Below are 22792 nucleotides of genomic sequence, written 5' to 3'. Positions count from 1 at the left end.
CCTGACTGCGAGCCAATTTGAGCCGAAGGCACTCCATTACAAGGAGGAAAAGCGCCGACAAGAAGAAAAAGAAAAAGAAAAAGCGAGTTAGTCTTCGCTTTGACTTTCTTTTGGTCCACCAACACTATTTGACATAGAACCGTTTTTTGTTGTCGATTCGTGTTCTTTGTAAAAACAAGAGTGAGATATGTTAAAATAGTGACAGGTGTTTGATAGACCAAATGGAATAAGAACTCCAAGGGTAAAATCAAAGAATGGAAAGGAGCGATCCGAAAAATATGAACCAAGATCTAGGTACAGTAGTTACAGCGATGATTACCGACGAAAATGATAAAGCATATTTTGTGCAAAAAAGTGGAGTAACGTATCGCCTAGATAAAAGCGAAACGCCAGAAGCGTTAGAAATTGGAGATACGGTCCGCGGATTTTTATATGAGTCAATGAATAAAGAGAAGAGGATGACAACCATCCTTCCAAAAAGCCAAGTTGGGCACTTTGGTTGGGGCGTTGTGACCAATGTTCGCAAAGACTTAGGTGTATTTGTCGACATTGGTTTAAGCGACAAGGAGATGGTTGTGTCGCTAGACGAATTGTCTGAAATTAAAAGTTTGTGGCCTAAAAAAGGCGATCAGTTAATGATTAGCTTACGAGTAGATGAGAAAGATCGTATCTGGGGCGAATTGGCAGATGAACATGTTTTCCGTTCTCTTGCACGTATCCCGAAGGATGAAGAGGAATGGAAAAACAAAGAAATCACCGGTATTGTGTACCGCTTAAAAATGGTAGGTACGTTTATGTTGACGGAAGATTACTACATTGGTTTCATTCATCCAACGGAGCGTGAAGTTGAACCTCGTTTAGGAGAAACGGTAACGGGCCGGGTAATTGGAGTAAGTCCGCATGGAATGTTAAATGTTTCCTTGAAACCTCGTGCTCATGAAGCATTAGAAGAAGATGCACAAATGATTCTGACACTATTGCAACAAAGTCCGACCAATTCCCTACCATACTATGACAAGAGTGATCCAGAAGAAATTCGCAATTACTTTGGAATTAGTAAAGCTCAGTTCAAGCGTGCTGTAGGCCGTCTCATGAAAGAAAAATTAGCATACCAAGAAGACGGTTTTACCAAATTACGGAAGAAATAAAAAATAAGACTTAAAATAAGAGGAGGTGGGAAGTTGATCGAAAAAAATCTCGGTAGTATCAAAACACATCTACAAAAAAACGGCTTTAAGTTGACACCTCAGCGAGAAGCGATCATTCAAATTTTATTGGAAAAAGAAAAGGAGCACTTGAGCGCAGAAGAATTTTTTATGTGCTTGAAGCGTACGCATCCGGATATCGGACTTGCGACTGTGTACCGCACCTTGGAGATTCTGACCCAATTAAACGTGACGAAGAAAGTTGTCTTTGAAGATGGACTAGCTCGTTATGATTTACGCAGAGAAGACAGTTCCCACTTCCATCACCACCTCCTCTGCATGGAGTGCGGTAAAATCGAAGAAATTTATGAAGATTTACTAATCGATATTGAAAAAGATATTGAGAGTCGTTATCGGTTCCGAGTAAAAGACCATCGTCTTACTTTCCATGGTGTTTGCCTAGAATGTCAAAAGCTAAAGGGCGAAGCCAATGAATGAAATGATTATTGATTATTTGCATCATCTTCGAATTGAACAAGGACTAGCAAACAATACCATTGTCAGTTATCAAAGAGACCTGACGAAGTATCAACGTTTTTTGGAAGAACGGAAGATTTCTTCTTTTAAGGATGTTACTAAAAAGGATGTCCTTCTTTTTTTAGAACATCTAGAAAAGGAAAAGCTGGCTGCTAGTTCAGTAAGCCGGATGATTTCTGCCCTGCGTAAGTTCCATCATTACTTGTACCAAGAGAACGTTCTGACCCTTAATCCGATGGAAGAAATCAAGCTGCCGAAAAAGAAGCAAAGTTTACCGAAAGCCCTGACGCTTCGTGAGGTAGATCGTTTATTGGAGACGCCAGATACAAAGAGCTTGTTAGGGTTGCGTGACCGAGCCATTTTAGAGGTGTTGTATGCAACTGGCTTGCGAGTGAGCGAATTAGTGAGCTTGAAACTGGCGGATTTACATCTGGAACTGGGTTTCATTCAAACGGTTGGAAAAGGAAACAAAGAACGGATTGTTCCGCTTGGTGAGGAAGCTACCTATTGGATTGAAATGTACTTATCAGATAGCCGTTCCACCTTAGCAAAAGGGAGAAAAGAAACACCTTATCTCTTTTTGAACTTCCATGGTCAAGGATTCACCAGACAAGGAATCTGGAAAAACTTAAAAAAGGTAGTGCAACAAGCGGGAATTCATAAAAATGTGAGCCCTCATATGTTGCGTCATTCTTTTGCCACACACATTTTGGAGAATGGGGCAGATTTAAGAGTCGTTCAAGAATTACTCGGACATGCTGACATCTCTACAACACAAATCTATACACATATTACAAAAGAGCGAATGGTAGAATCTTATCGAAAACACCATCCTCGTGCGTAGTTGAAATTTAAGGAGAAGATAAGAATGGATTATAAGTATAAACGTATTCATGTAATTGTAATGGACTCAGTAGGAATTGGAGAGGCACCAGATGCTGAAGCATTTGGCGATGTAGGTTCTGATACATTAGGTCACATTGCTGAGACTGCTGGTCTTACCATTCCAAATTTGGAGAAATTAGGTTTAGGAAATATTCGCGACCTGAAGGGAATCACTCCAGCTGATGAACCAATGGGATACCATACAAAACTAGAAGAAATTTCAGCAGGTAAAGACACCATGACTGGACATTGGGAATTGATGGGTCTCAATATTCAAACACCATTCCGCGTGTTCCCAGATGGTTTCCCAGAAGAATTAATCAAAAAATTAGAAGACCATACGAACCGCAAGATTGTGGGAAATAAACCAGCAAGCGGTACGGAAATTTTGGATGAATATGGTGCACACCAAATGGAAACAGGCGACTTGATCGTTTATACTTCCGCAGACTCTGTGTTACAAATTGCGGCCCATGAAGAAGTCATTCCATTAGAAGAACTATATGAAATCTGTGAATATGCTCGTGAAATTACTTTGGAAGACCCATACATGATTGGACGCATCATTGCTCGTCCATACCTAGGAGAACCAGGAAACTTCTCACGGACCAGTAACCGTCATGATTATGCATTGAGCCCATTCGGTAAAACAGCCCTTGATCACTTGAAAGAAGCTGACTATGACGTAATCGCAATTGGTAAAATCAGTGACATCTTTAATGAACAAGGAATTACAGAAGCAGTCCGCACGAAGAGCAACATGGACGGTGTGGATCAATTATTAAACGTAATGAAAACAGACTTTACTGGTTTTAGCTTCTTGAACTTAGTAGACTTCGATGCTGTTTATGGACATCGCCGTAATCCAGAAGGCTATGCACAAGCAATCGAAGAATTTGACGCACGTATTCCTGAATTAATCGAAGCACTTGGCGAAGAAGACTTATTAGTGATTACTGCCGACCACGGAAATGACCCAACCTTCAGAGGAACCGATCATACACGTGAATATGTTCCATTGCTTGCTTACGGAAAATCCATGACCACTGGCGGCAAGTTGAAACAAGGATACTTTGCAGATTTGTCAGCAACGATTCTAGAAAATTTCAATGTACCCGTAATGGAAAATGGTACGAGCTTCTTAGCTGATTTGAAATAAGGGTGAACGTAGAAAGGGTGGAACGAAGATGACAATTACACACAAACAATTAATCGAAACAACAGAGTATTTACGTGAAAAAGGATTTTTGGAGCCAGAATTAGGGTTAATTCTGGGTTCAGGATTAGGTGACCTAGCGGATGAAATTGAGAATCCGATTGTTATTCCTTATACAGAAATTCCTCACTTTCCTGCTTCAACGGTAAAAGGGCATAAAGGTCAATTGGTATACGGTACGTTAAGTGGAAAAGTAGTAATCGCGATGCAAGGCCGTTTCCACTTCTATGAAGGCTACTCCATCCAAGAAGTAACCTTGCCAATCCGAGTAATGAAACTCTTAGGTGCACACACAGTCGGCTTAACGAATGCAGCTGGCGGTGTAAATACTACGTTTACTCCCGGAGATTTAATGTTGATTACCGACCATATTAACTTTACAGGAACCAATCCTCTAATCGGACCAAACGAGGAAGAAATGGGACCACGTTTCCCAGATATGAGTGAAACATATGATAAAGAATACCAATCACGGATTCGTGGTGAGGCACAGAAATTAAACGTTGCCTTAAAAGAAGGCGTATATATGGGATTCAGCGGACCTACCTATGAAACACCAGCAGAAGTTTCAATGGCCAGAACACTGGGTGCTGATGCAGTTGGAATGTCTACAGTCCCTGAAGCGATAGTGGCTCGTCATGCGGGACTACGCGTTTTTGGTGTTTCTTGCATCACGAATTTAGCTGCTGGCATGCAATCCAACCTGAACCACAAAGAAGTGGTTGAAGTAACGCAGAGGGTGAACCAAGTATTTAAATCATTATTGAAAAACGTAGTAGCAGCCATCTAAAGTTTGCCCGCAATGATTTGAGATTCGTACTCTCGTATGGTAAAGTATCCTTTGTAATTTTTAATAGAATAGAAGAGCTACAATCATGAATATGTAAAAGATGAAAAAGTCATCTATTGTGAGGAGAAGAAAGTGTTAATTTCTTATAATCAGAATTATGAAAAAATTGCCATGGGATTATTGTCTTACATTGCTGACTTAAAGAGTATGGAACGGTTGCAAGTCGAGATGGATAGTTACAACCACGAGGAAAACAAAAAGTTGTACCTTTGGCGTGATCAAGAGACGGATAATATTGTGGGAATCGTTGGAGTGGAGTATGACGAATCAATGGTCTTGATTCGTCATCTATCTGTGAGTCCATCTTTCCGGAATGAAGGAATGATTTATAAGATTCTCGATCGTCTCCAGAGCCTTTATCCAGAGCAAGTAATGAATGGTACGTTAGAGACGGCACTTTTTGTTTCCAAATGGGTACAAAAGAAAAGTGAAGATGGGGTTGAAGAAGAATGATGAAAGAACCAATCACTTTAACCCTGCATCTGGATGCTTTCGAAGGGCCGCTAGACTTACTGCTGCACTTAATTAAAGAATTAAAGGTAGATATATTCGACATTCCGATGACCGAAATTACAGAGCAGTACTTGCATCATTTACGTACAATGCAAGAATTGCAGCTGGATGTTGCCGGAGAGTATCTACTGATGGCAGCAACTTTGCTAGAAATTAAGAGCAGGATGCTCCTGCCGAAGAAAGAGTTGACCATGGAAGAGGACTTCTATGAAGAAGGAGAAGATCCAAGGGACGAACTCGTCAACCAGCTCCTTGAATACAAACGAATTCAGGAAGCTGCGAAACTGCTGAAGGAAATGGAACACGAACGCGGTGATTTCTTTACGAAATTACCAGCCGATTTAGAAGAGTTTCGGCAATCGATTCCCTTAACGCCTGGCGAAGTTTCAACATCAGACTTATTAGTAGCACTGCAAAAAATGTATCAACGAATGCAACGGAAGAAACCTTTGCAAGCTCGGCTTGATCAAGAAGAAGTATCGGTTGAGAAAACGATGGAAACCATCCTCCATCGTTTTCGTCAATTCCGTCATCAACCGATGACGAAGATTCCTTTTACTGACTTTTTTGAAGTAGCAACGCGCATCCAAATCGTCAATACATTTTTAGCAATGTTAGAATTAGTGAAAGAAAGACAGATCCGTTTTATCCAGGAAACGGTATACGGAGAAATATTATTAGAACGATTAGCAGGAGATGAATGATTGTATGGATCGACGCGGAGCGATAGAAAGTTTGTTATTTGTGGCAGGAGATGAGGGACTTCATTTAGAAGAAATCACGTCTTTGTTAGAAATGACATTAGTAGAAGCAGAAGAAGTACTTTCCATGCTTCGAAAGGATTATGATGGAAATCCTCGTTCTGGTTTGACAATCATTGAGACGAGACAGAGATATCAATTGGCGACGAAGCCTGAATATTCAGAGTTGATTCGGCAATATGCGATTTCTCCTTTTGCCACTCGTCTTTCTCAAGCAGCGTTAGAAACGCTAGCAATTGTAGCGTATAAACAACCTATTACGCGAATGGAAATTGATGCAATTCGAGGTGTTCAATCATCAGGAATACTGCAACGATTATTAATCCGTGGTCTCGTAAAAGAAGTAGGTAGAGAAGAAACTCCAGGCCGTCCTATTTTATATGGCACAACAGACTATTTTATGAACTACTTTGGTCTAAAAGATATGGAAGAATTACCAAATGCAGAAGTATTATTCCAACTGGAAGAAGATGAATTGATTGATTTATTCGATCAGGAAGATTTCTTTACAGATATGGAAAACAACGAAGAATGATAGGAGATTATAATGGAACGACTACAAAAAGTGATTGCACATGCTGGGGTTGCCTCTAGAAGAAAAGCAGAAGAATTGATTCAACAAGGAAGAGTTACGGTAAATGGCGAGGTAGTAACGACTCTAGGAGTCAAGGTCAACAGCAACGATCGCATTGAAGTGAATGGTCTACCTATCTACAAAGAACATCCTGTTTACTTCTTATTTTATAAGCCGAAGAATACTCTGTCAGCAGTGTCCGACGATCGGAACCGTCCGGTCGTGACTGACTATTTCTCTCATATTGAGCAACGGATCTATCCAATCGGCCGTCTAGATTTCGACACGACTGGCTTATTGCTGTTAACAAATGATGGCGAATTTGCCAATCTTTTAATGCATCCAAAATACAAGATTGACAAGACTTATGTGGCAAAAGTGAACGGTATCCCTAACAAACAACAACTGAATCAGTTGGAACGCGGAATCAAAATAGACAACAAAACAACTTCGCCAGCAAAAGCTCGACTCATTTCACATGACATAAAGAAAAATACAGCAGTTGTAGAACTAACAATCCGAGAAGGATGGAATCATCAAGTAAAAAACATGTTTGCGGCTATTAAATGTCCGGTCATTAAATTGAAAAGAGAAAAGTTCGGTTTCTTAACAATGGGCAATTTACAACCGGGAATGTATCGTGAATTAAAAGCATTTGAAGTGGAAAAATTAAAGAACATGGCAGAAAATTAGAGGAGGAGTGAAAATCATTGGCTAATTCAGAAACTACGGTCTTAATCGTAGATGACGAAGAACGGATCAGAAGATTGCTGCATCTGTATCTACAAAAAGAAGGTTTTGTATCAGAAGAAGCTGAAGATGGAGCAACTGCTCTAGAAATGATTCTAAATTCAGATTACGACATGGTATTACTGGACTTGATGCTTCCTGGAATCGATGGGATAGAAATAATCAAGGAAGTGCGCAAGAAGAAAGATGTGCCCATTTTAATGATTACTGCTCGCGGGGAAGAGGCGCAGCGCGTAGAAGGCTTTCAGGCAGGAGCAGATGATTACATTGTGAAACCATTTAGTCCACGGGAAGTCATTTTGCGAGCAAAAGCGATCTTGAAAAGAACAAAGATTAATGAACCATCTACTGTCGTTCTCTCTTTCCCGAATCTGGAAATCTATCCCGATTCAAGGCTTGTATTGGCTGAAGGAGAGCCGTTAACCCTAACTCCGAAAGAGTTCGAACTAATCCTATACTTAGCACAGAATCCAGAAAAAGTATTTACTCGTGAAATTTTATTAAAAGAAGTCTGGCGCTATGATTACTTTGGCGATTTACGAACAGTGGACACGCATGTAAAACGGTTAAGGGAGAAACTGCAGCGCAAGTCTCCATCTGTTGCAAAAATGATTGTCACAGTTTGGGGAACGGGCTATAAGTTTTCACCGTTGGAACATCAATATCACTCGGGGTCAGAAGAGGATTAGGAAAATGAGGTTCTATGAAGAGAAAGAATTTAATATTAACTAATACGCTATTATTAATGCTCTCTAGTATTTTATTCTTAGTATTGCTTCATACAGTCGAGATAAAACATTACGAGAGTACCATCGGGTCAACTTTTTTTCAAACAGTAGCGGATAACCTGACAGGTACAGCACAGTCCATTCGGCGGAATAAACTTTGGGAGCGACCATGGGAAGCAGATCAACTTGCCATGCCCCGAGATGTAAGCGCCATTTATGTAGGAGAGGAGAAAACACTAGAATTAAATTCTTCTCTTTCTTCAACAAACCTGTCTTATTATTTGCAAACTGATTTTTTAAGCTCCAAACAATGGGAAGAGCTGTCTAAAAGTGGTGAAGATGTTCTTCAACCTATAAGGATTACTGGAAAGGCAGCCCCTTTTCGAAAACTATATGTAATGGTTGATTTCATTGAAGATAGCGAAGATGTTCTCTTATTGGCGAAAAACACGTCTGTTTGGGACAATTATTTGCGTAATAATGAAGTCTTCTTCTTCTTTTTAATTCTTGTATTTCTAGGAAATGTTTTTTATTTTTACTTTTTACAACAAAGGAAAGTATACAATCCTGTTCTAGCAATTACGGAAGCTGCCTACCAGTATACGGAAAAAGAGTTCGATTCTCGCGTTATGATTAAGTCAAATGATGAAATCGGCAATTTAGCGACTTCCGTAATGAAATTAGGAAAAGCCTTTGAAGCAAGTACCATTATGAATAAAAAAGAAAAGAACCTGTTGGAACATGTTTTTGATTCTCTGTCGGTAGGAGTCCTGTCTGTAGATGAAGATTACCAAGTCACCAGCTTAAACACGGCTGGAGAGAAGTACTACGCTTCCCATATCCGTTCGGCGGATCAGTCTATGAAAAAAGGCATGAATAAAAAGTATGCGGCAGTCATCAGAGAATGTTTTGAAACGGGAACGGGACAGCGGATGGAAGTACAGCAAAGTCAGCTGATTTTTGATGTTCGTTTTTCGCCCGTTTTTAGCGAAGAAGAAAATAAGATGACCGGTGTCCTTCTATTAATTGAAGAAATTACCAATGCCAAACGTTTGGCGGCCATTCGAGAAGAACTGATTACAAACGTCTCACATGATTTCCGTACGCCTTTAGCAACTATTAAAGGCTACAGTGAAGCAATTATTGATAATATTGCTGAGACTGCGGATGAAAAAAATGAAATGGCACAAATTATTCATGATGAAGCCACTCAGTTAAATGAGATGATTACCAAGCTTCTCGACTTTTCAAGAATGAAAGCTGGTTATTCCGAACTAGAAATTGAAGAAGTAAACATAGCGGCCTTCTTTAAACGAGTTTTAAACCGCTTTGCAGACACCTTGACAAGGGAAAAAATAGTTTGTACGTTAACGGTAGAAGAAGGACTACAGACGATTCAAGCAGACGAAGACCGCTTGCATCATGCTATTTATAACTTGATTGACAATGCCATCCGCTATGCTGCTGATCCAGAAGAACGAACAGAACGTTATATTCGTATTGAAGTGAAGCTTGATTCATTGCTGGATCAAATTCTGATCATCGTTTCTGATAATGGAATTGGGATTAGTGAAGAAGGCTTGCCGTTTATCTTTGAACGTTTTTATAAAGATGATAAAGCACGAACTCGTCCGAAGACGAATGGTTCGGGTATTGGGCTCTCGCTTGTTTATTCCATTTTGAAGAAGCATGGTGGAGGCATCGAGGTAGAGAGTGAGCAGGATGAAGGGACAACCTTTACCATGCGGCTTCCTTATCAGGAAACGGTCTACGCAGATCGGTCAGAGGAATAATTAAAGAACAAAGGAAGTTTTTTATTTCGAATTAAAAATAAATAGTTGACGCAAGAATTGAAATGCGTTATAGTCATTAGTGAAATAAATAATAATATGAAACGTCTTCAGGGCAGGGTGAAATTCCCGACCGGTGGTAGAGTCCACGACCTCATAGTGAATAACTTCGCTATGGGCTGAACTGGTGTAATTCCAGTACCGACAGTACAGTCTGGATGGAAGAAGATTGGGTTTCTTTGACGTGTAACGAATCAAGGATCCATTTTTCCGTTTTTTTGAAGACAGGGAAAATGGGTCTTTTTATGTCGAAGGAAACACATTCTCTGAGATGGTTTCAGCAGGAGGATTTCATATGTTAAAAGGTAATACCCATAGAATGGCGGGCATCGCTTTGTTTGGTGCATTAGGTTTTGTGTTGATGTTTTTTGCTTTTCCACTTATTCCAGCAGTTCCGTATTTGAAAGTGGATTTTAGTGATTTGCCTATTTTGTTATCGTATCTCTTATACGGTCCAGTAGGAGGAATTAGTTCAGGAGTCATTCGTTCCGTTTTACATTATATCCAAACGGGAGGAGATATGGGTTATCCCATCGGTGATGTAGCGAGTTTCTTAGCATCCATTGCGTATTGTTATCCTGCGTATGTGCTCCTTCGTCGTTCCACGCATAAAAAAGGGATTTTTCTAGCCTTCTTAGCAGGAACTCTTTCTCTAACGATTTTTATGACGATCGCGAATTGGTTTGCGATTACGCCGTTATACCTGTACTTACTAAATATCAATGTCGGAGACTTGCGTACGTATTTGATTGCAGGTGTACTTCCATTTAACCTTCTAAAAGGAATCATTGTGAGTGTCGTCTTTGCATCTGTGATGCCTAAGTTGAAGCCATGGTTAGTGCGTCAACGTAAAATGAACCCCATAAAATAAAAGAGTCTGACAAAACGCTGCTACAAGAGAGCGTTTTGTCAGGTTCTATTCTTTTTCCGAAAAGGGCTGGGTCGAACGGAGAATAGCTCCAGTAGGACAGCTTGTGTATGCCTTTTTGAACAAATCCATTTCTTCCTTTTCTACAGGAATGACTCCTTGATTACCATCCCTCACGGTATAAGCAATGCCATTTTCATCGTACTCGTACAGAGTGGGGGCGATAATTTGACAAAGTCCACAAGCAATACAAATTTCACGGTTTATTTTGGTATAATGCATATAAACACATCTTTCTACTTATAAATTGGGGTGTTACCAATGGCACTTGTATACTTAGATTATCTTCTTTTAGATTGTTTTTCAACAAAAGAACCAATCAAAATGAATTCGTTGTATCATATTCTTACTGGGAAACGGACTGTTTCTGTCATGCTTCAAGCATTGCGATATGACTTATCGCCTTATTATACCATTTTCCCGAAATTAAACCGTACCTACTTGGAAGAACGGGTAGCATTTTTTGAAAAAAAGGGCTGGTTCGTGTTTCAAGAAACAGGTCATTTATTGACGGAACAAGGGAAACAAGAAATAGAAACATTTTTCAATGCCGGCCATGCTCGACTGAATAATCGAGCGCAGCTTCGCTATGCTCTCATTCTTCCTCGCTTCAGACGGCGAATGTTATTTCTCACTCAAATCCTTTCCGAGGTGCGCCATCAAAATACTCATTATCTGCCATTGGAAGAACGGGTTGCAGAGCAACAGTGGATCAAAGAATTCTTAAAGGAATGCGGTCAGCCTAAAGACGAAATAGGAGAAGCATTCGGATTAGAGTGGATGAAGCTGCTTGAAAGTGAAAAGCTCGAGAATCCAGAATTATTTATAGAACAATTCGAAGGACATAACCAGTCAAGGAAAACAGCAGCTCAAGTTGGAGAACTTTATGGTATGGAAGAAGCAGAAGTGTGGATCCGTTGGCACGAAGACTGGCTTGAACTAATCGTTGAATTAGAAGCGAATCCATCCATTGCCCCTTATATGGCGCAAGTATTGCAATCGTTAGTGAAGCGTGGAGGACTGTGTTCCATTAGTACGCAAGAAACGTACCACTTGTGGGTTGCAGGAAGAACGCCCTTACAAATTGCCGAAGAGAGAAGACTGAAAGAAAGTACGATTTATGATCACTTCACTGAAATGGCGGTTCTTTATCCAACCTTTCCTTTTGAACAATTTTTAATGAAAGAAATGATTCTAGCAGTGAAAGACGCGCATCTTCAACAAGAGAAACTGGATTATACAAGCTTACAAAATAGATTTCCTTCTATTTCTTTTTTCGAAAGTCGACTGATGCAAATCATGGATGAGGTAGAGAATTTATGACCACAAAATCGCTCGAACAGCAATTAAAAGAATGGTTTGGCTTTGAACAATTCCGGGAAGGCCAAAAAGAATCGATTGAGTCGGTGCTTGCTGAAAAAGACACCGTAACGGTTCTGCCTACAGGCACCGGGAAATCGCTTATTTACCAATATTGTGGGTATCATTTACCTGGAACCGTGTTAATTGTTTCTCCGCTTCTATCCTTGATGGATAATCAGGTCATGCAGTTAAAGATGAGAGGAGAGAAGCGGGCGGCGGCATTAAACAGCATGCTTTCATTTGAAGAGCGAAATTTTATTGAAGCAAATCTGAATCAATATAAATTTCTTTTTGTTTCGCCAGAAATGCTTCAATCCCAACGTCTGCAAGAAAAACTAACTAGACTGAAGATTGGATTGTTTGTAGTGGATGAAGCTCATTGTATTTCACAGTGGGGCCTTGATTTTCGTCCGGAGTATTTGTTTATAGGTGAAGCTAGGAAAAGGTTAGGGAATCCACGAACCTTAGCATTGACGGCTACCGCTCCTTTAGCAGTAATAAATGATATCCTGCAGTATTTAGAACTCAAGGAACAGGACACTACCATTCTGCGCTATGATCCAAACCGAAAAAATATCTATTACCAAGTCACAGAAGTGTCCAATCAGGCGAAAAATGAGACGTTGCTCGAGTTGCTAAAAAACTATCCGCCACCCGGAGTTATTTACTTTTCGAGTAAAGCTCAGGCAGAGAATGTTTCGCAATGGATTCGCCAACAAACGAGCTTACGAGTGGATACATATCATGCGGATCGAAGCAATGAAGACCGTACAACCATCCAGCGACAATTCTTAAGGGATGAGTTGGATTTGATTTGCGCAACCACTGCTTTTGGCATGGGGATTAACAAACAAAATATTCGCTATGTCATTCATTACCATTTGCCCGGATCCATCGAGGAATATTTGCAAGAAACCGGTCGGGCAGGGCGTGATGGAGAACAGAGCATGGCGGCGTTGCTTTATTCGCGTGAAGATTTCGCCTTCAAATACCGGAAATCACAAGAAACAGACTTGAATGAGACGTTTTTGCGTCTTCTTCAGTCGAAAAAAGGGAAGAATATGCCCCTTTTATCAGACTCTGATCAAGGGATGTTTCAAATCATCCAGCAGCAAAGAATGAATCTCTCAGAAAGTCAGATATTTATCGAAGAAAGGCTGAAAGAGCGGAAAGAAAAAGTTGTGCGCATGAAGGATTTTGTGGAAGCTAAGACGTGCAAGCGTTCAATCATCTCTGCTTTTTTTGATCATGAGCTAATAGAACGACCGGATTGGTGTTGTTCCAACTGTCAGCCGGACGCGTCCCATCTTGTTTTGTCCTTAAGAACAAAGGGAGAACAAACGAGAGAAGGGGAAAGAGATCGTACACTTTGGAAAGAAAAAGTAAAACTTCTTTTTCAATTGTAAAATATCCCTTCTTTCGTGAAAGAAATGTGCTACAATAAGTGCGAAGTATCATTAAGTGGGGGAAGTAATAAATGAGTAAGAAAAACAAAAAAAATCAAGAGCCTTGGTCTCGACGTTTTGGTGAAGATGAAAACTATAGCAGCCGTCAATATTCCCGTTCCGCGAGGAAATCTACGAAGAAAGAAGTAGCACCTCTTTCGAATGTATTACTCTTTTTATTTTTAGCCTTACTCATCATTCCGTTTGCGACTTACTACTGGAGTGAGATGACAAAATCCAATCCAGAACCAAAAACACCAGATCAGGTGATGGTAAGTAAGCAAGAGTCTTCGAGCAAAGCAGAAGAAAGCGAAAGGGACAGTCTAGCAGCTGAAGAAGATGAAAGCCGTCGTGAAGAGTCTTCGGTTGAAACGCCAGCATCGACTGAACCAGAAGAAAGCACTGTTGCGCCTGAAGAGACAGAAGAAGAGGAAGACCCTGTTGCATCTACAGAGCCAGAAGAATCTAAGCCCGTAGAAGACCCTGCGACTGAAAATGATGCAGAGTATACCAATACCTATACGATTCAAGCTGGAGATAATTTGTTCCGTATTGCGTTGAATCATGGAATGACTCTAGAAGAACTGAAAACAGTAAATGGTTTATCTACAGATGTAGCAGAAATCGGTGTCGTCTTAAAGGTGAAATAAACACAACCATAGGAGTGAGGGGCTAGGGCGATGCCTTAGCTCCTGCTCTTTTTTAGAGGGAAAAGAAAAGGCAGGAGAAGACGTTGGAAAATTTTAGTATTGCGATTGATGGGCCTAGCTCGGCTGGGAAGAGTACCATTGCAAAGAAAGTCGCTAGTCAATTAGGATTAGTGTATTTAGATACCGGAGCGATGTATCGTTCGTTGACTTACGCAGCGATTCAAAGAAATATTTCGCTAGAAGATGAGGCAGCTCTTTTGGAGTTGTTAAATGGAGGAACGATTTCCTTTCAATCTGCCGAAGGGATGCAACGAATATTCTGGGACAGTGAAGAAGTAACGGATGCGATTCGGCAAACGGACGTTACCCAACAAGTTAGTTTGGTCAGTTCCCATGCTGCCGTTCGAACCGAGATGGTACGTCGCCAACGAGCTTTTACAGAAGCAGGGGGAATCGTGATGGATGGTCGTGATATTGGGACTGTTGTCATGCCGCATGCACCGCTTAAAATTTTCTTGGTTGCGGAAGTAACGGAAAGAGCGCGCAGAAGATACCAAGAGTCGATTGATAAAGGCATGGATGTTTCTTTAGAAGAGATTACAGAAGACTTGATTCGACGAGATCACTATGATTCCAATCGTAAAGCTTCTCCCCTGAAAAAGGCAGAAGATGCGATTGAAATTGATTCGACCTATCTATCAATTGATGAAGTAGTGGAAAAAGTTCTTCATTTGGCGAAGGGAAAAATGTCAATAATGAACAATTCGTTCTAAAAATCTAGATTGCTGGACGATATATCAAGAAAATGTTAAAATGGTTCTATATGGTTATACGTTTTCAAATCAGTTTGTAATTTATTGCCTCTCATATGAAAGGTGTAAAGAACAAACTACCATGAGTAAGAACGATACTAGGAGGAAAAGGCATATGGCAGATTATAAAGAGAATCCAAAAGCGAACGAAGAGGAAATGGAATTTGCTCCTACTGAAGAGTCAATGGAGACTAGAGAAGCTGTAACTTCTGATAATCAAGAAGCAGAACCGACTCCCGATACTCCAATTACGGTTAACCGTGATGAGGAAGTAGCTTCTGCAATTGATGAAGTAGAAGAGTTTGCTCCCGAAGACTTCGAGAACAACTTGGTACCAAAACGTGAGCCTGATTCAAGCGACAACAGCGAGCTTACAATGAGTGAAATGCTAGACGCATATCCACCATTAGAAGTGGGCGATACTGTTCAAGCTGAAGTATTAACAATTGAAGATAACCAAGCGATTGTTGGAATCAGTGGACGTGGCGTGGAAGGAGTCATTCCTTACAAAGAGCTTTCCGCAAAACCTTTCGATGACGTAACCGAAGTTTTAAATGTTGGGGACGTGGTTGATTTAGTTGTCATCAAACAAATCAAAGATAAGGAAAATGGAAGCTTCTTGCTATCTAAACGTCGTATCGACGCGAAGAAAGTATGGAAAGATATCCAAGAAAAATTCGAAAGTAATGCATTTATTGAAGCTCCTGTAAAAGACGTTGTAAAAGGCGGCTTGGTAGTGGATGTAGGCGTGCGCGGATTTGTACCTGCATCAATGGTAGAAGAGTACTACGTAGAAGACTTCTCTGATTACAAAGGAAAAACCATGAAATTCAAGATCGTTGAAATGGAACCAAGCGAAAACCGTTTAATTCTTTCTCATAAAGCTGTTGCACAGGAAGAAAAGGCAGCTCTAAGTGAAGAACGCATGCAATCTCTTGCAGAAGGAGAAACGGTTGAAGGTACAGTTGCTCGTTTGACAAACTTCGGTGCGTTTATTGACCTAGGCGGAGTAGATGGTCTTGTACACATCTCCCAAATTGCTCACGAACACATTGAAAACCCAAGCGATGTTCTGACCATTGGCGAAAAAGTAAACGTGAAAATCCTTTCCGTTGATGAAGAAAGAGGACGTGTATCATTAAGTATCAAAGATACCTTGCCTGGACCATGGGAATCCATTGCTGAAAAAGCGCCTGTTGACACAGTTTTAACAGGTACAGTGAAACGCCTAACCAGTTTTGGAGCATTTGTAGAAGTATTCCCTGGTGTGGAAGGACTTGTACACATTTCTCAAATTTCTCATGAACACATTGCAACACCGCATGAAATGCTTGAAGAAGGTCAAGAAGTAGAAGTGAAAGTTCTGGACGTAAAACCAGAAGAGCACCGTCTATCCTTGAGCATGAAAGCATTGAAAGCAGACGAAAGACCAGCAAGAGAAGAAGCACCAGCAAGAGAAGAAGCAGTAGAATCTTATGACAATGATTCCGATGCATCCTTTACTTTAGGAGATGTATTAGGAGAGCAATTAAGAGAACTGCAAGACGATAATGAATAAAAAATAAAAACTGTTTCTGAAAACGAGGCTGGATTTTATCCCAGCCTCTTTTCATGGACGTAATTTTGTAAGAGGGAGTGATGAAAATGCCGAATCCTGTCGTAGCTATTGTGGGCAGACCTAATGTGGGTAAATCCACCATTTTTAATCGATTAGCAGGAGAAAGGATTTCCATCGTTGAAGATATTCCCGGTGTGACGAGAGACCGTATCTATGCCAAGGGCGAATGGTTAGGAAGAACATTCGATATCATTGACACAGGTGGAATAGATATTAAAGACGAGCCGTTTATGAGTCAAATTAAACTGCAAGCCCAAGTGGCAATGGAAGAAGCAGACGTGATTATCTTTATTACCAGCGTACGTGAAGGCGTAACGCAGGGAGACGAGCATGTTGCTCGAATTCTATATCAATCGGGTAAACCAGTTATTTTGGCAGTAAACAAAGCAGACAATCCAGAGATGCGGGCAGAAGTATTCGACTTCTATAGCCTTGGTTTAGGAGATCCTTATCCGATTTCAGGGAGCCATGGATTAGGGTTAGGAGATATGCTGGACGCTGTAATAGCAGAGTTTCCTTCAGCGGATGAGTTGGAAAAAGAGGAAGATGTTATTAATTTTTCTTTGATTGGCCGTCCAAATGTAGGGAAATCATCCTTGGTGAATGCAATTTTAGGTGAAGAACGTGTGATTGTTTCGGATATTGCCGGAACAACGCGTGATGCGGTTGATACTTCTTTTGAGGATGAAGAAGGCGTAAAATATCGGATGATCGACACAGCTGGTATTCGTAAAAAAGGAAAAGTCAGCGAAAGCACAGAAAAATTCAGCGTAATGCGTGCGTTACGTGCAGTGGATCGTTCTGATGTTGTTTTGATGGTTCTGAATGCGGAAGAGGGAATCCAAGAGCAAGACAAAAAAGTTGCTGGATATGCTCATGAAGCTGGTAAGGGAATCATCATCATCGTAAATAAATGGGATAAGATTGAAAAAGATACGCATACCATGAAGCAGTTTGAGGAAGAGATTCGTGATGAATTCCAATATCTCTCCTATGCGCCGATTCTATATGTATCTGCTCTTACCAAACAACGCTTGGTTCAAATTCCAGAGAAAATCAAAGAAGTAAGTGATTCGCAAAACCAACGTATTTCTTCGTCACTATTAAATGATGTGTTGATGGATGCGATTGCGCGGAATCCGACTCCGACTGATAAAGGAAGAAGATTGAAAATCTATTACATTACACAAGTAGGAGTCAAACCTCCAACCTTCGTGTTGTTTGTGAATGATCCAGAACTTCTTCACTTCTCTTACGAACGTTTTCTTGAGAATCAAATTCGAAATGCGTTTTCATTCCCTGGAACCCCATTCCGATTGATTGCCCGCAAAAAAAAATAGTGGTCTTACAGGCTTCCAAATGCCCGATAATCATTGCAGCAGCAAGTTTTGTATGATATTCTTTATAAGAAATCACCAAAAATGAAAATGGTATTTCACTTCACTATTTTTGGACCACTCAAAAGTAGTTTTGCATGTTTTTTGATTACTATCAATAAAAGCATGAATCTTCTTTTTTTGGCAGGAGGTGAAAAGACAATATGGCAAATAAAGCTGAATTGATTGAAAGAGTTGCTGATAAAACAAACCTTACCAAAAAGGAAGTTACAGCTACTGTAGATGCATTATTCGAAGTTGTTCAAGAAGCTTTACAAAACGGCGAGAAAGTTCAAGTTATCGGCTTTGGTAACTTTGAAGTGCGCGAACGTGCTGCTCGTAAAGGACGTAACCCACAAACTGGGGAAGAAATCCAAATCGATGCAAGCCGTGTACCTGCTTTCAAACCAGGTAAAGCATTGAAAGACGCTGTAAAACAATAATTATAAGTACAGAGGTTGGGATCATTCCCAGCCTCTTCTTTTTTTGCCCATAAAAGGATCCAATGCATACAGAAATCAGGGAATATGTTAAAATGAAGTCAGAATGGTAGGGCAGGTGGAAAGATTTGAATAATGAAGCAGAAAAAATGTTTGAAGCAATCAGAGAGAATGAACTCGAAGCAGCACAGGAACACTTCAATGACTCGTTGCGTGAAGCATATGTCGCACAAGATATCGAAGGATTAGCTGAATTCGCTGAGTCTTTGCATCAAGCAGGATTTTTAGAAGAAGCACGAGATGCATATCTATTACTGAAAGAAATGGCACCCCAGTTTGAGGAATGGGACTTATTCTTGGCGGAGATTTCAATCGATCAAAACCGAGTGGAGGAAGGATTGGATATTTTACTCCAATTTGACCAGTCAAGTGAACTGTATCCGAATGTGTTGATGACGTTGGCAGATGCATACCAAACCATGGGACTATATGAAGTAAGTGAACATAAATTAATGGAAGCCCTCAAGATTTTACCGGATGAACCCGTATTGCTGTATGCATTGGCGAAGCTCTATCACACGAGTGGCAAATACCAACAAGCCACTACCTTGTATGAGCAACTACTGAATCATGAAACGAAAGAAATGTGGAGTGAGAACTTATATATTCTCTTAGCGGATTGTCACAATATAACCGGTGAGTTCGAAAAAGCAATTTCCTATCTGGAACAAGTGGACCAATCCGATCATACAAGTGACAGCCTCTTCCAATTAGGGGTATCCTATCTTCAAATCAAAGAATATACTCGCGCAAGCCAGGTATTACAAGATTTAGTTTCCAAGGATCCGGACTATATGAGTGCCTACTTGTATTTATCTCTTGCATTAGAAGAGAACTTACAATTAGAAGAAGCGTTGGATGTGATGTTGGAGGGAATTGAAAGTGATCCTTACCAAGCAGCGTTCTATGTTTCTGCAGCCAAGCTGTATGTGCGACTCAATCAACCCCTAGAGGCTGAAAAACAGCTACAGAGAGCTTTGGAGTTGGAACCGGAGTTGATGGAAGCACTCCTCTTGAAAATCGATCTAATGATGGACCAAGGACGTTTTCAAGAAGTGGTGGACTTGTTTGAAGGGGAACAAAAAGAACTCCTTCATCAACCAGCTTATGAATGGAAAGTAGCTCAGGCACATAACCAACTTGAAGAATTTGAAATAGCTGCTACTTATTACGACCGTGCATATCAGGAATTAAATGATGATTTTGACTTTTTGACCGATTATAGTCAGTTTTTAATAGAAGAAGGAAATCAACAGAAGTTAGCGGAAGTTGTGACCAGAGCGTTGATGATTGATCCAGATGATTTCTATTTTAATGAAGTAAAAGAGGACCGTCTCATGAATGAATGAACATGCTGAAGGGGGTGGGGAACATGAATCAGCCTTCATTGGAAGAAAAAAAGAGTTTTCTGACGTGGTTCATCCAGAATCACCAATTAAAACGTAGAGAGTCGCTATGGATTTTGAATTATTTATTGAATCATGAATTGTTGCTCAAAAATATTCACTTTGTTGAAAATATTGCCATTACGAATCGCGGAATGGGGCTTGCTTCCATTGAAAGTTCAAACGAACCCTTTGTGTATTATAAAGAGGGGAAGAAGTTTGATGATCCGGAACAAGCATTTCATGATTTACGGTTAAACTGGAAAGAAGAATTTTACCTGGAATTATACTTTCACGACTCTTACTTGTCCCAATCAGCCTTTGGTATTTTAGAAAACAATCCGTTCGAGAAGGACGAGGATCGATTCGATCCTAGTCTAGAACGGATCGTAGACAGTTCGTTGGAGCGGTTAGCTTGGCAAGAACGGAAACGTGATTTAATGAAGCTGATTGATGCAGCGTTGGTAGACAAAGATGAAGAAAAATTCAAGCAGTATACCGAAGAATTACGGTCACTTGATGAAAAAAATATGATTTGAGTTACCACGTGTCTAACAAGACCAAGGTAATAGATAGGATAGAACATGATTACAATTAACCAAATACCAGAATTTAGAAAAGCGATCCCAATCATTGAAAGAATTGAAGAAGCTGGGTATGAGGCTTATTTTGTAGGCGGAGGGGTGCGAGATACGTTACTCCATCTGCCTATTTCTGATGTAGATATCGCATCAAGCGCCACTCCTTCTGAAATTCAGCGGATTTTCCCAGTAACCTTCGATGTGGGGATTCAGCATGGAACTGTAATGGTTCTTTACGAGAAGAAAACGTATGAAATAACAACGTTCCGGACGGAATCCAAGTATGAGAATTTCCGTCGTCCGGAAAAGGTAAATTATGTACGAAGCCTTGAAGAGGATTTGAAGAGACGAGATTTTACCATTAATGCGATTGCAATGGATCGGTTTGGTAATTTAGAAGACCCCTTCGATGGGCAGACGGACATAGAGGCACGCCTTATTCGCGCGGTAGGGAATCCCATTGAACGATTTCGTGAAGATGCGCTTCGCATGATGCGGGCAGCACGTTTCATGAGTCAACTAGGGTTTCAGGTAGAAGAGAAAACAAAAGAAGCGGTTTTAGACTATCATCCCTTGCTCTCAAAAATTGCCGTTGAACGGATCCGAGAAGAATGGACCAAGTTGCTAATTGGACGAAATCGAAAAGGCGGGATTCGCTTTTTTGTGGAGACGAGACTCTTTCACATGTGTCCAGGCTTCCAGAATCGTGACAAAGAGTTAATTGATTTGGCCTTATTCCCGCTCCAGTTCCAGACACCGCTAACCGCATGGACCTTACTGGTTTATTTCTTAGGGATTCCAGATGACGAAGTAGATGGATTTTTACGAGGATGGAAATTAGCGAACAAGCAAATAACCAATGTGCGCAAAGCGTACCATGCCTTAAAGATCCGTTTAGACCGTTTTTGGGATTACGCTCTATTGTATGAAACAGGTATTAAGATTGCGCTAGAAGTAGAGGAAATGATTACCGGGTTTGGTATGGTCAATGATCTCAACCATTTACTCGAAATGGACAAGACATTGCCGATTCACCGCATCCAAGATATGAAAATCAATGGACAAGAAGTTATGCACGTACTGGGCTTCACTCGCGGAGGTCCTTACCTAGGTAAGATTTTGGCAGATATCAAGGACCGTATTTTAGCGCAAACGTTGCCGAATGATAAAGCACAGTTAAAGGAATTTATCTTAAAGAGGAGGTTCATTTACTTGGATGAAGTATATAAAAAAACAGTTCAAGTAGAAGGCCTGCACCTCATGCAGGAAACGGAAGATTTTGATTTTCCTGTTTTAGGAACGTCAGCACTCATTGAATTTGTAGAAGACAGCTGTAAAGAAATGATGGCCGGCGTAGTAGAAGAAGATAAAATTTCGATCGGAACCTTTATTAGTCTGCAACACAGTAATCCTGCCTTGCTTCATCGTACCATTGTAGTGGAAGTTCGCGTAAAGGCATTGAAGGAAAAGACCGTCACTTTTTCAGCAGTAGTGAAACAAGATGATACCATTCTTGCTATTGGAGAACATACAAGAAAAGTAGTCGACAAACAAAACTTTATGAAATAAATAACAAAGTGATACAGATTGAAAAAGCTGTTATAATAGAAAAGATACCCTTATTTTACGGATTTAGCTTTCTTTATAGAGAATGGTATGATAAAATATTCACATAAAGAACAAGGAGTGAGAAGATGAAAAAAGTAATGGCAAGTCTTAAATTTATTTTCCGCAATGGCGAAACTTGGACAGTAAGCCGTGAACATATAGGTGATTTATGGATTAAACAAGTAACCACAAGTTATGGTCGAATTGGCAACAGCGAGTTTCAAGAAATTCATCCATGCGAAAGCTTGCGTATTGAAATCTTCCAAGAAGCAGATCACGTAAAATCTGACGATATCAATCTAGGCGGAATTGAAGCAGGGATGTTTGACCGTGTAGCAAAATATCAAGATATCGAAATGATGGATATTTTGTATGTCGATGAAAATCATCCGAAGTCAGATGTAATCGTACAGAGTGATCGCATTTACTTCCCTTACAAAGCAATGGATACAGATGGAAACGATAATGAGTACCAAACTTCAAAAGAATCGGATGGCTGTCTGTATGTCGTAATTGATCCGAATAAATCAGTAGCAGACATCTACCCAAACAAATAAGAAGTGAAACAGGAGACTGGAGACCATTCCAGTCTCTTTTATATGAAAACACAAGCTAAAAAAAGCGCAAAAAGTCACTACCCATGGTATCATGTAGGTGTTAAAATTTTAAATTTTTAGAGGGCTCTTGTTCTGTTGCCGCAGACCGAGAGCTTTTTCCT

Annotated in this window: 24 protein-coding genes and 1 riboswitch; of the genes, 23 read left to right on the top strand and 1 reads right to left on the bottom strand. The window is 40.4% G+C overall.

Annotation, left to right across the window (positions count from 1 at the left end):
• Positions 1 to 278: 278 nt before the first annotated feature.
• From PVE40_RS09140 to PVE40_RS09085, 12 genes are all read left to right on the top strand, one after another.
• Positions 279 to 1148: a CvfB family protein gene (locus PVE40_RS09140; protein ID WP_274731603.1), complete on the top strand. Its 870-nt coding sequence runs from the start codon at positions 279 to 281 to the stop codon at positions 1146 to 1148.
• Positions 1149 to 1181: 33 nt separating this feature from the next.
• On the top strand, positions 1182 to 1643 hold the full coding sequence (fur, locus tag PVE40_RS09135; RefSeq protein ID WP_274731602.1) for a ferric iron uptake transcriptional regulator: 462 nt from the start codon (positions 1182 to 1184) through the stop codon (positions 1641 to 1643).
• Entirely contained in the window at positions 1636 to 2526 is an 891-nt protein-coding gene (gene xerD / locus PVE40_RS09130) for a site-specific tyrosine recombinase XerD (protein ID WP_274731601.1), read from the top strand. Before fur ends, xerD begins: the two co-directional genes overlap by 8 nt.
• A 24-nt stretch (positions 2527 to 2550) precedes the next feature.
• Positions 2551 to 3726 carry a phosphopentomutase gene (deoB, locus tag PVE40_RS09125; RefSeq protein ID WP_274731599.1) on the top strand — a complete coding sequence of 392 codons (1176 nt, stop codon included), beginning with the start codon at positions 2551 to 2553 and terminating at the stop codon, positions 3724 to 3726.
• Between the two features lie 28 nt (positions 3727 to 3754).
• Positions 3755 to 4573 (top strand): purine-nucleoside phosphorylase, encoded by an 819-nt coding sequence (locus PVE40_RS09120; RefSeq protein ID WP_274731598.1) that lies wholly within the window; start codon positions 3755 to 3757, stop codon positions 4571 to 4573.
• Positions 4574 to 4705: 132 nt separating this feature from the next.
• Positions 4706 to 5086: an N-acetyltransferase gene (locus PVE40_RS09115; protein ID WP_274731597.1), complete on the top strand. Its 381-nt coding sequence runs from the start codon at positions 4706 to 4708 to the stop codon at positions 5084 to 5086.
• Positions 5083 to 5850, top strand: a complete 768-nt coding sequence (locus PVE40_RS09110) for a segregation/condensation protein A (protein WP_274731596.1) — start codon at positions 5083 to 5085, stop codon at positions 5848 to 5850. Before PVE40_RS09115 ends, PVE40_RS09110 begins: the two co-directional genes overlap by 4 nt.
• Positions 5851 to 5854: 4 nt before the next feature.
• Complete coding sequence (scpB, locus tag PVE40_RS09105; protein WP_274731595.1) at positions 5855 to 6442, top strand: SMC-Scp complex subunit ScpB; 588 nt, start codon at positions 5855 to 5857, stop codon at positions 6440 to 6442.
• A 12-nt stretch (positions 6443 to 6454) separates the two neighbouring features.
• Positions 6455 to 7174 carry a pseudouridine synthase gene (locus PVE40_RS09100; protein ID WP_274731594.1) on the top strand — a complete coding sequence of 240 codons (720 nt, stop codon included), beginning with the start codon at positions 6455 to 6457 and terminating at the stop codon, positions 7172 to 7174.
• A 17-nt stretch (positions 7175 to 7191) separates the two neighbouring features.
• On the top strand, positions 7192 to 7920 hold the full coding sequence (locus PVE40_RS09095; RefSeq protein WP_274731593.1) for a response regulator transcription factor: 729 nt from the start codon (positions 7192 to 7194) through the stop codon (positions 7918 to 7920).
• A gap of 14 nt (positions 7921 to 7934) precedes the next feature.
• A complete protein-coding gene (locus PVE40_RS09090; protein ID WP_274731592.1) occupies positions 7935 to 9752 on the top strand; it encodes an ATP-binding protein in 1818 nt (605 codons plus the stop codon).
• 99 nt (positions 9753 to 9851) lie between these two features.
• Positions 9852 to 9983: riboswitch (FMN riboswitch) on the top strand.
• A gap of 121 nt (positions 9984 to 10104) precedes the next feature.
• A complete protein-coding gene (locus PVE40_RS09085; RefSeq protein ID WP_274731591.1) occupies positions 10105 to 10680 on the top strand; it encodes an ECF transporter S component in 576 nt (191 codons plus the stop codon).
• 45 nt (positions 10681 to 10725) lie between these two features.
• Here the strand turns inward: PVE40_RS09085 and PVE40_RS09080 are convergent, their stop codons facing one another.
• Positions 10726 to 10959, bottom strand: a complete 234-nt coding sequence (locus PVE40_RS09080) for a ferredoxin (protein WP_274731590.1) — start codon at positions 10957 to 10959, stop codon at positions 10726 to 10728.
• A 39-nt stretch (positions 10960 to 10998) separates the two neighbouring features.
• Here PVE40_RS09080 and PVE40_RS09075 point away from each other — a divergent pair, with 39 nt between their 5' ends.
• The 11 genes from PVE40_RS09075 (at position 10999) to PVE40_RS09025 (ending at position 22631) form a co-directional block, all read left to right on the top strand.
• Positions 10999 to 12060, top strand: a complete 1062-nt coding sequence (locus PVE40_RS09075) for a YpbB family protein (protein ID WP_274731589.1) — start codon at positions 10999 to 11001, stop codon at positions 12058 to 12060.
• On the top strand, positions 12057 to 13505 hold the full coding sequence (locus PVE40_RS09070; protein WP_274731588.1) for a RecQ family ATP-dependent DNA helicase: 1449 nt from the start codon (positions 12057 to 12059) through the stop codon (positions 13503 to 13505). The genes PVE40_RS09075 and PVE40_RS09070 overlap by 4 nt, the downstream gene beginning before the upstream one ends.
• Before the next feature lie 71 nt (positions 13506 to 13576).
• Complete coding sequence (locus PVE40_RS09065; protein ID WP_274731587.1) at positions 13577 to 14194, top strand: LysM peptidoglycan-binding domain-containing protein; 618 nt, start codon at positions 13577 to 13579, stop codon at positions 14192 to 14194.
• A gap of 83 nt (positions 14195 to 14277) precedes the next feature.
• Positions 14278 to 14967, top strand: a complete 690-nt coding sequence (cmk, locus tag PVE40_RS09060; protein WP_274731586.1) for a (d)CMP kinase — start codon at positions 14278 to 14280, stop codon at positions 14965 to 14967.
• A gap of 415 nt (positions 14968 to 15382) precedes the next feature.
• On the top strand, positions 15383 to 16564 hold the full coding sequence (gene rpsA, locus PVE40_RS09055; protein ID WP_274731605.1) for a 30S ribosomal protein S1: 1182 nt from the start codon (positions 15383 to 15385) through the stop codon (positions 16562 to 16564).
• An 86-nt stretch (positions 16565 to 16650) separates the two neighbouring features.
• On the top strand, positions 16651 to 17964 hold the full coding sequence (gene der / locus PVE40_RS09050; protein ID WP_274731604.1) for a ribosome biogenesis GTPase Der: 1314 nt from the start codon (positions 16651 to 16653) through the stop codon (positions 17962 to 17964).
• 200 nt (positions 17965 to 18164) lie between these two features.
• Complete coding sequence (locus tag PVE40_RS09045) at positions 18165 to 18443, top strand: HU family DNA-binding protein (RefSeq protein WP_274731585.1); 279 nt, start codon at positions 18165 to 18167, stop codon at positions 18441 to 18443.
• Positions 18444 to 18568: 125 nt separating this feature from the next.
• Entirely contained in the window at positions 18569 to 19849 is a 1281-nt protein-coding gene (locus PVE40_RS09040) for a tetratricopeptide repeat protein (RefSeq protein ID WP_274731584.1), read from the top strand.
• Between the two features lie 23 nt (positions 19850 to 19872).
• A complete protein-coding gene (locus PVE40_RS09035; RefSeq protein ID WP_274731583.1) occupies positions 19873 to 20424 on the top strand; it encodes a YpiB family protein in 552 nt (183 codons plus the stop codon).
• Between the two features lie 45 nt (positions 20425 to 20469).
• Positions 20470 to 22035, top strand: a complete 1566-nt coding sequence (locus tag PVE40_RS09030; protein ID WP_274731582.1) for a CCA tRNA nucleotidyltransferase — start codon at positions 20470 to 20472, stop codon at positions 22033 to 22035.
• Positions 22036 to 22160: 125 nt separating this feature from the next.
• Positions 22161 to 22631 (top strand): hypothetical protein, encoded by a 471-nt coding sequence (locus tag PVE40_RS09025; protein WP_274731581.1) that lies wholly within the window; start codon positions 22161 to 22163, stop codon positions 22629 to 22631.
• The last annotated feature ends 161 nt before the right edge of the window (positions 22632 to 22792 follow it).

The organism is Jeotgalibaca caeni (genome assembly GCF_028863945.1).
GTDB lineage: Bacteria > Bacillota > Bacilli > Lactobacillales > Aerococcaceae > Jeotgalibaca > Jeotgalibaca caeni.
Note: the sequence above shows the minus strand (reverse complement) of the source record. Positions and strands in the feature narration are given on the sequence as shown.

Coding starts and splice junctions, on each gene's coding strand:
- PVE40_RS09140 (WP_274731603.1), top strand. CDS start 279: ATGAACCAAGATCTAGGTACAGTAGTTACAGCGATGATTACCGACGAA.
- xerD (WP_274731601.1), top strand. CDS start 1,636: ATGAATGAAATGATTATTGATTATTTGCATCATCTTCGAATTGAACAA.
- deoB (WP_274731599.1), top strand. CDS start 2,551: ATGGATTATAAGTATAAACGTATTCATGTAATTGTAATGGACTCAGTA.
- PVE40_RS09120 (WP_274731598.1), top strand. CDS start 3,755: ATGACAATTACACACAAACAATTAATCGAAACAACAGAGTATTTACGT.
- PVE40_RS09110 (WP_274731596.1), top strand. CDS start 5,083: ATGATGAAAGAACCAATCACTTTAACCCTGCATCTGGATGCTTTCGAA.
- scpB (WP_274731595.1), top strand. CDS start 5,855: ATGGATCGACGCGGAGCGATAGAAAGTTTGTTATTTGTGGCAGGAGAT.
- PVE40_RS09100 (WP_274731594.1), top strand. CDS start 6,455: ATGGAACGACTACAAAAAGTGATTGCACATGCTGGGGTTGCCTCTAGA.
- PVE40_RS09090 (WP_274731592.1), top strand. CDS start 7,935: ATGAAGAGAAAGAATTTAATATTAACTAATACGCTATTATTAATGCTC.
- PVE40_RS09085 (WP_274731591.1), top strand. CDS start 10,105: ATGTTAAAAGGTAATACCCATAGAATGGCGGGCATCGCTTTGTTTGGT.
- PVE40_RS09080 (WP_274731590.1), bottom strand. CDS start 10,959: ATGCATTATACCAAAATAAACCGTGAAATTTGTATTGCTTGTGGACTT.
- PVE40_RS09075 (WP_274731589.1), top strand. CDS start 10,999: ATGGCACTTGTATACTTAGATTATCTTCTTTTAGATTGTTTTTCAACA.
- PVE40_RS09070 (WP_274731588.1), top strand. CDS start 12,057: ATGACCACAAAATCGCTCGAACAGCAATTAAAAGAATGGTTTGGCTTT.
- PVE40_RS09065 (WP_274731587.1), top strand. CDS start 13,577: ATGAGTAAGAAAAACAAAAAAAATCAAGAGCCTTGGTCTCGACGTTTT.
- rpsA (WP_274731605.1), top strand. CDS start 15,383: ATGAGTGAAATGCTAGACGCATATCCACCATTAGAAGTGGGCGATACT.
- der (WP_274731604.1), top strand. CDS start 16,651: ATGCCGAATCCTGTCGTAGCTATTGTGGGCAGACCTAATGTGGGTAAA.
- PVE40_RS09045 (WP_274731585.1), top strand. CDS start 18,165: ATGGCAAATAAAGCTGAATTGATTGAAAGAGTTGCTGATAAAACAAAC.
- PVE40_RS09035 (WP_274731583.1), top strand. CDS start 19,873: ATGAATCAGCCTTCATTGGAAGAAAAAAAGAGTTTTCTGACGTGGTTC.
- PVE40_RS09030 (WP_274731582.1), top strand. CDS start 20,470: ATGATTACAATTAACCAAATACCAGAATTTAGAAAAGCGATCCCAATC.
- PVE40_RS09025 (WP_274731581.1), top strand. CDS start 22,161: ATGAAAAAAGTAATGGCAAGTCTTAAATTTATTTTCCGCAATGGCGAA.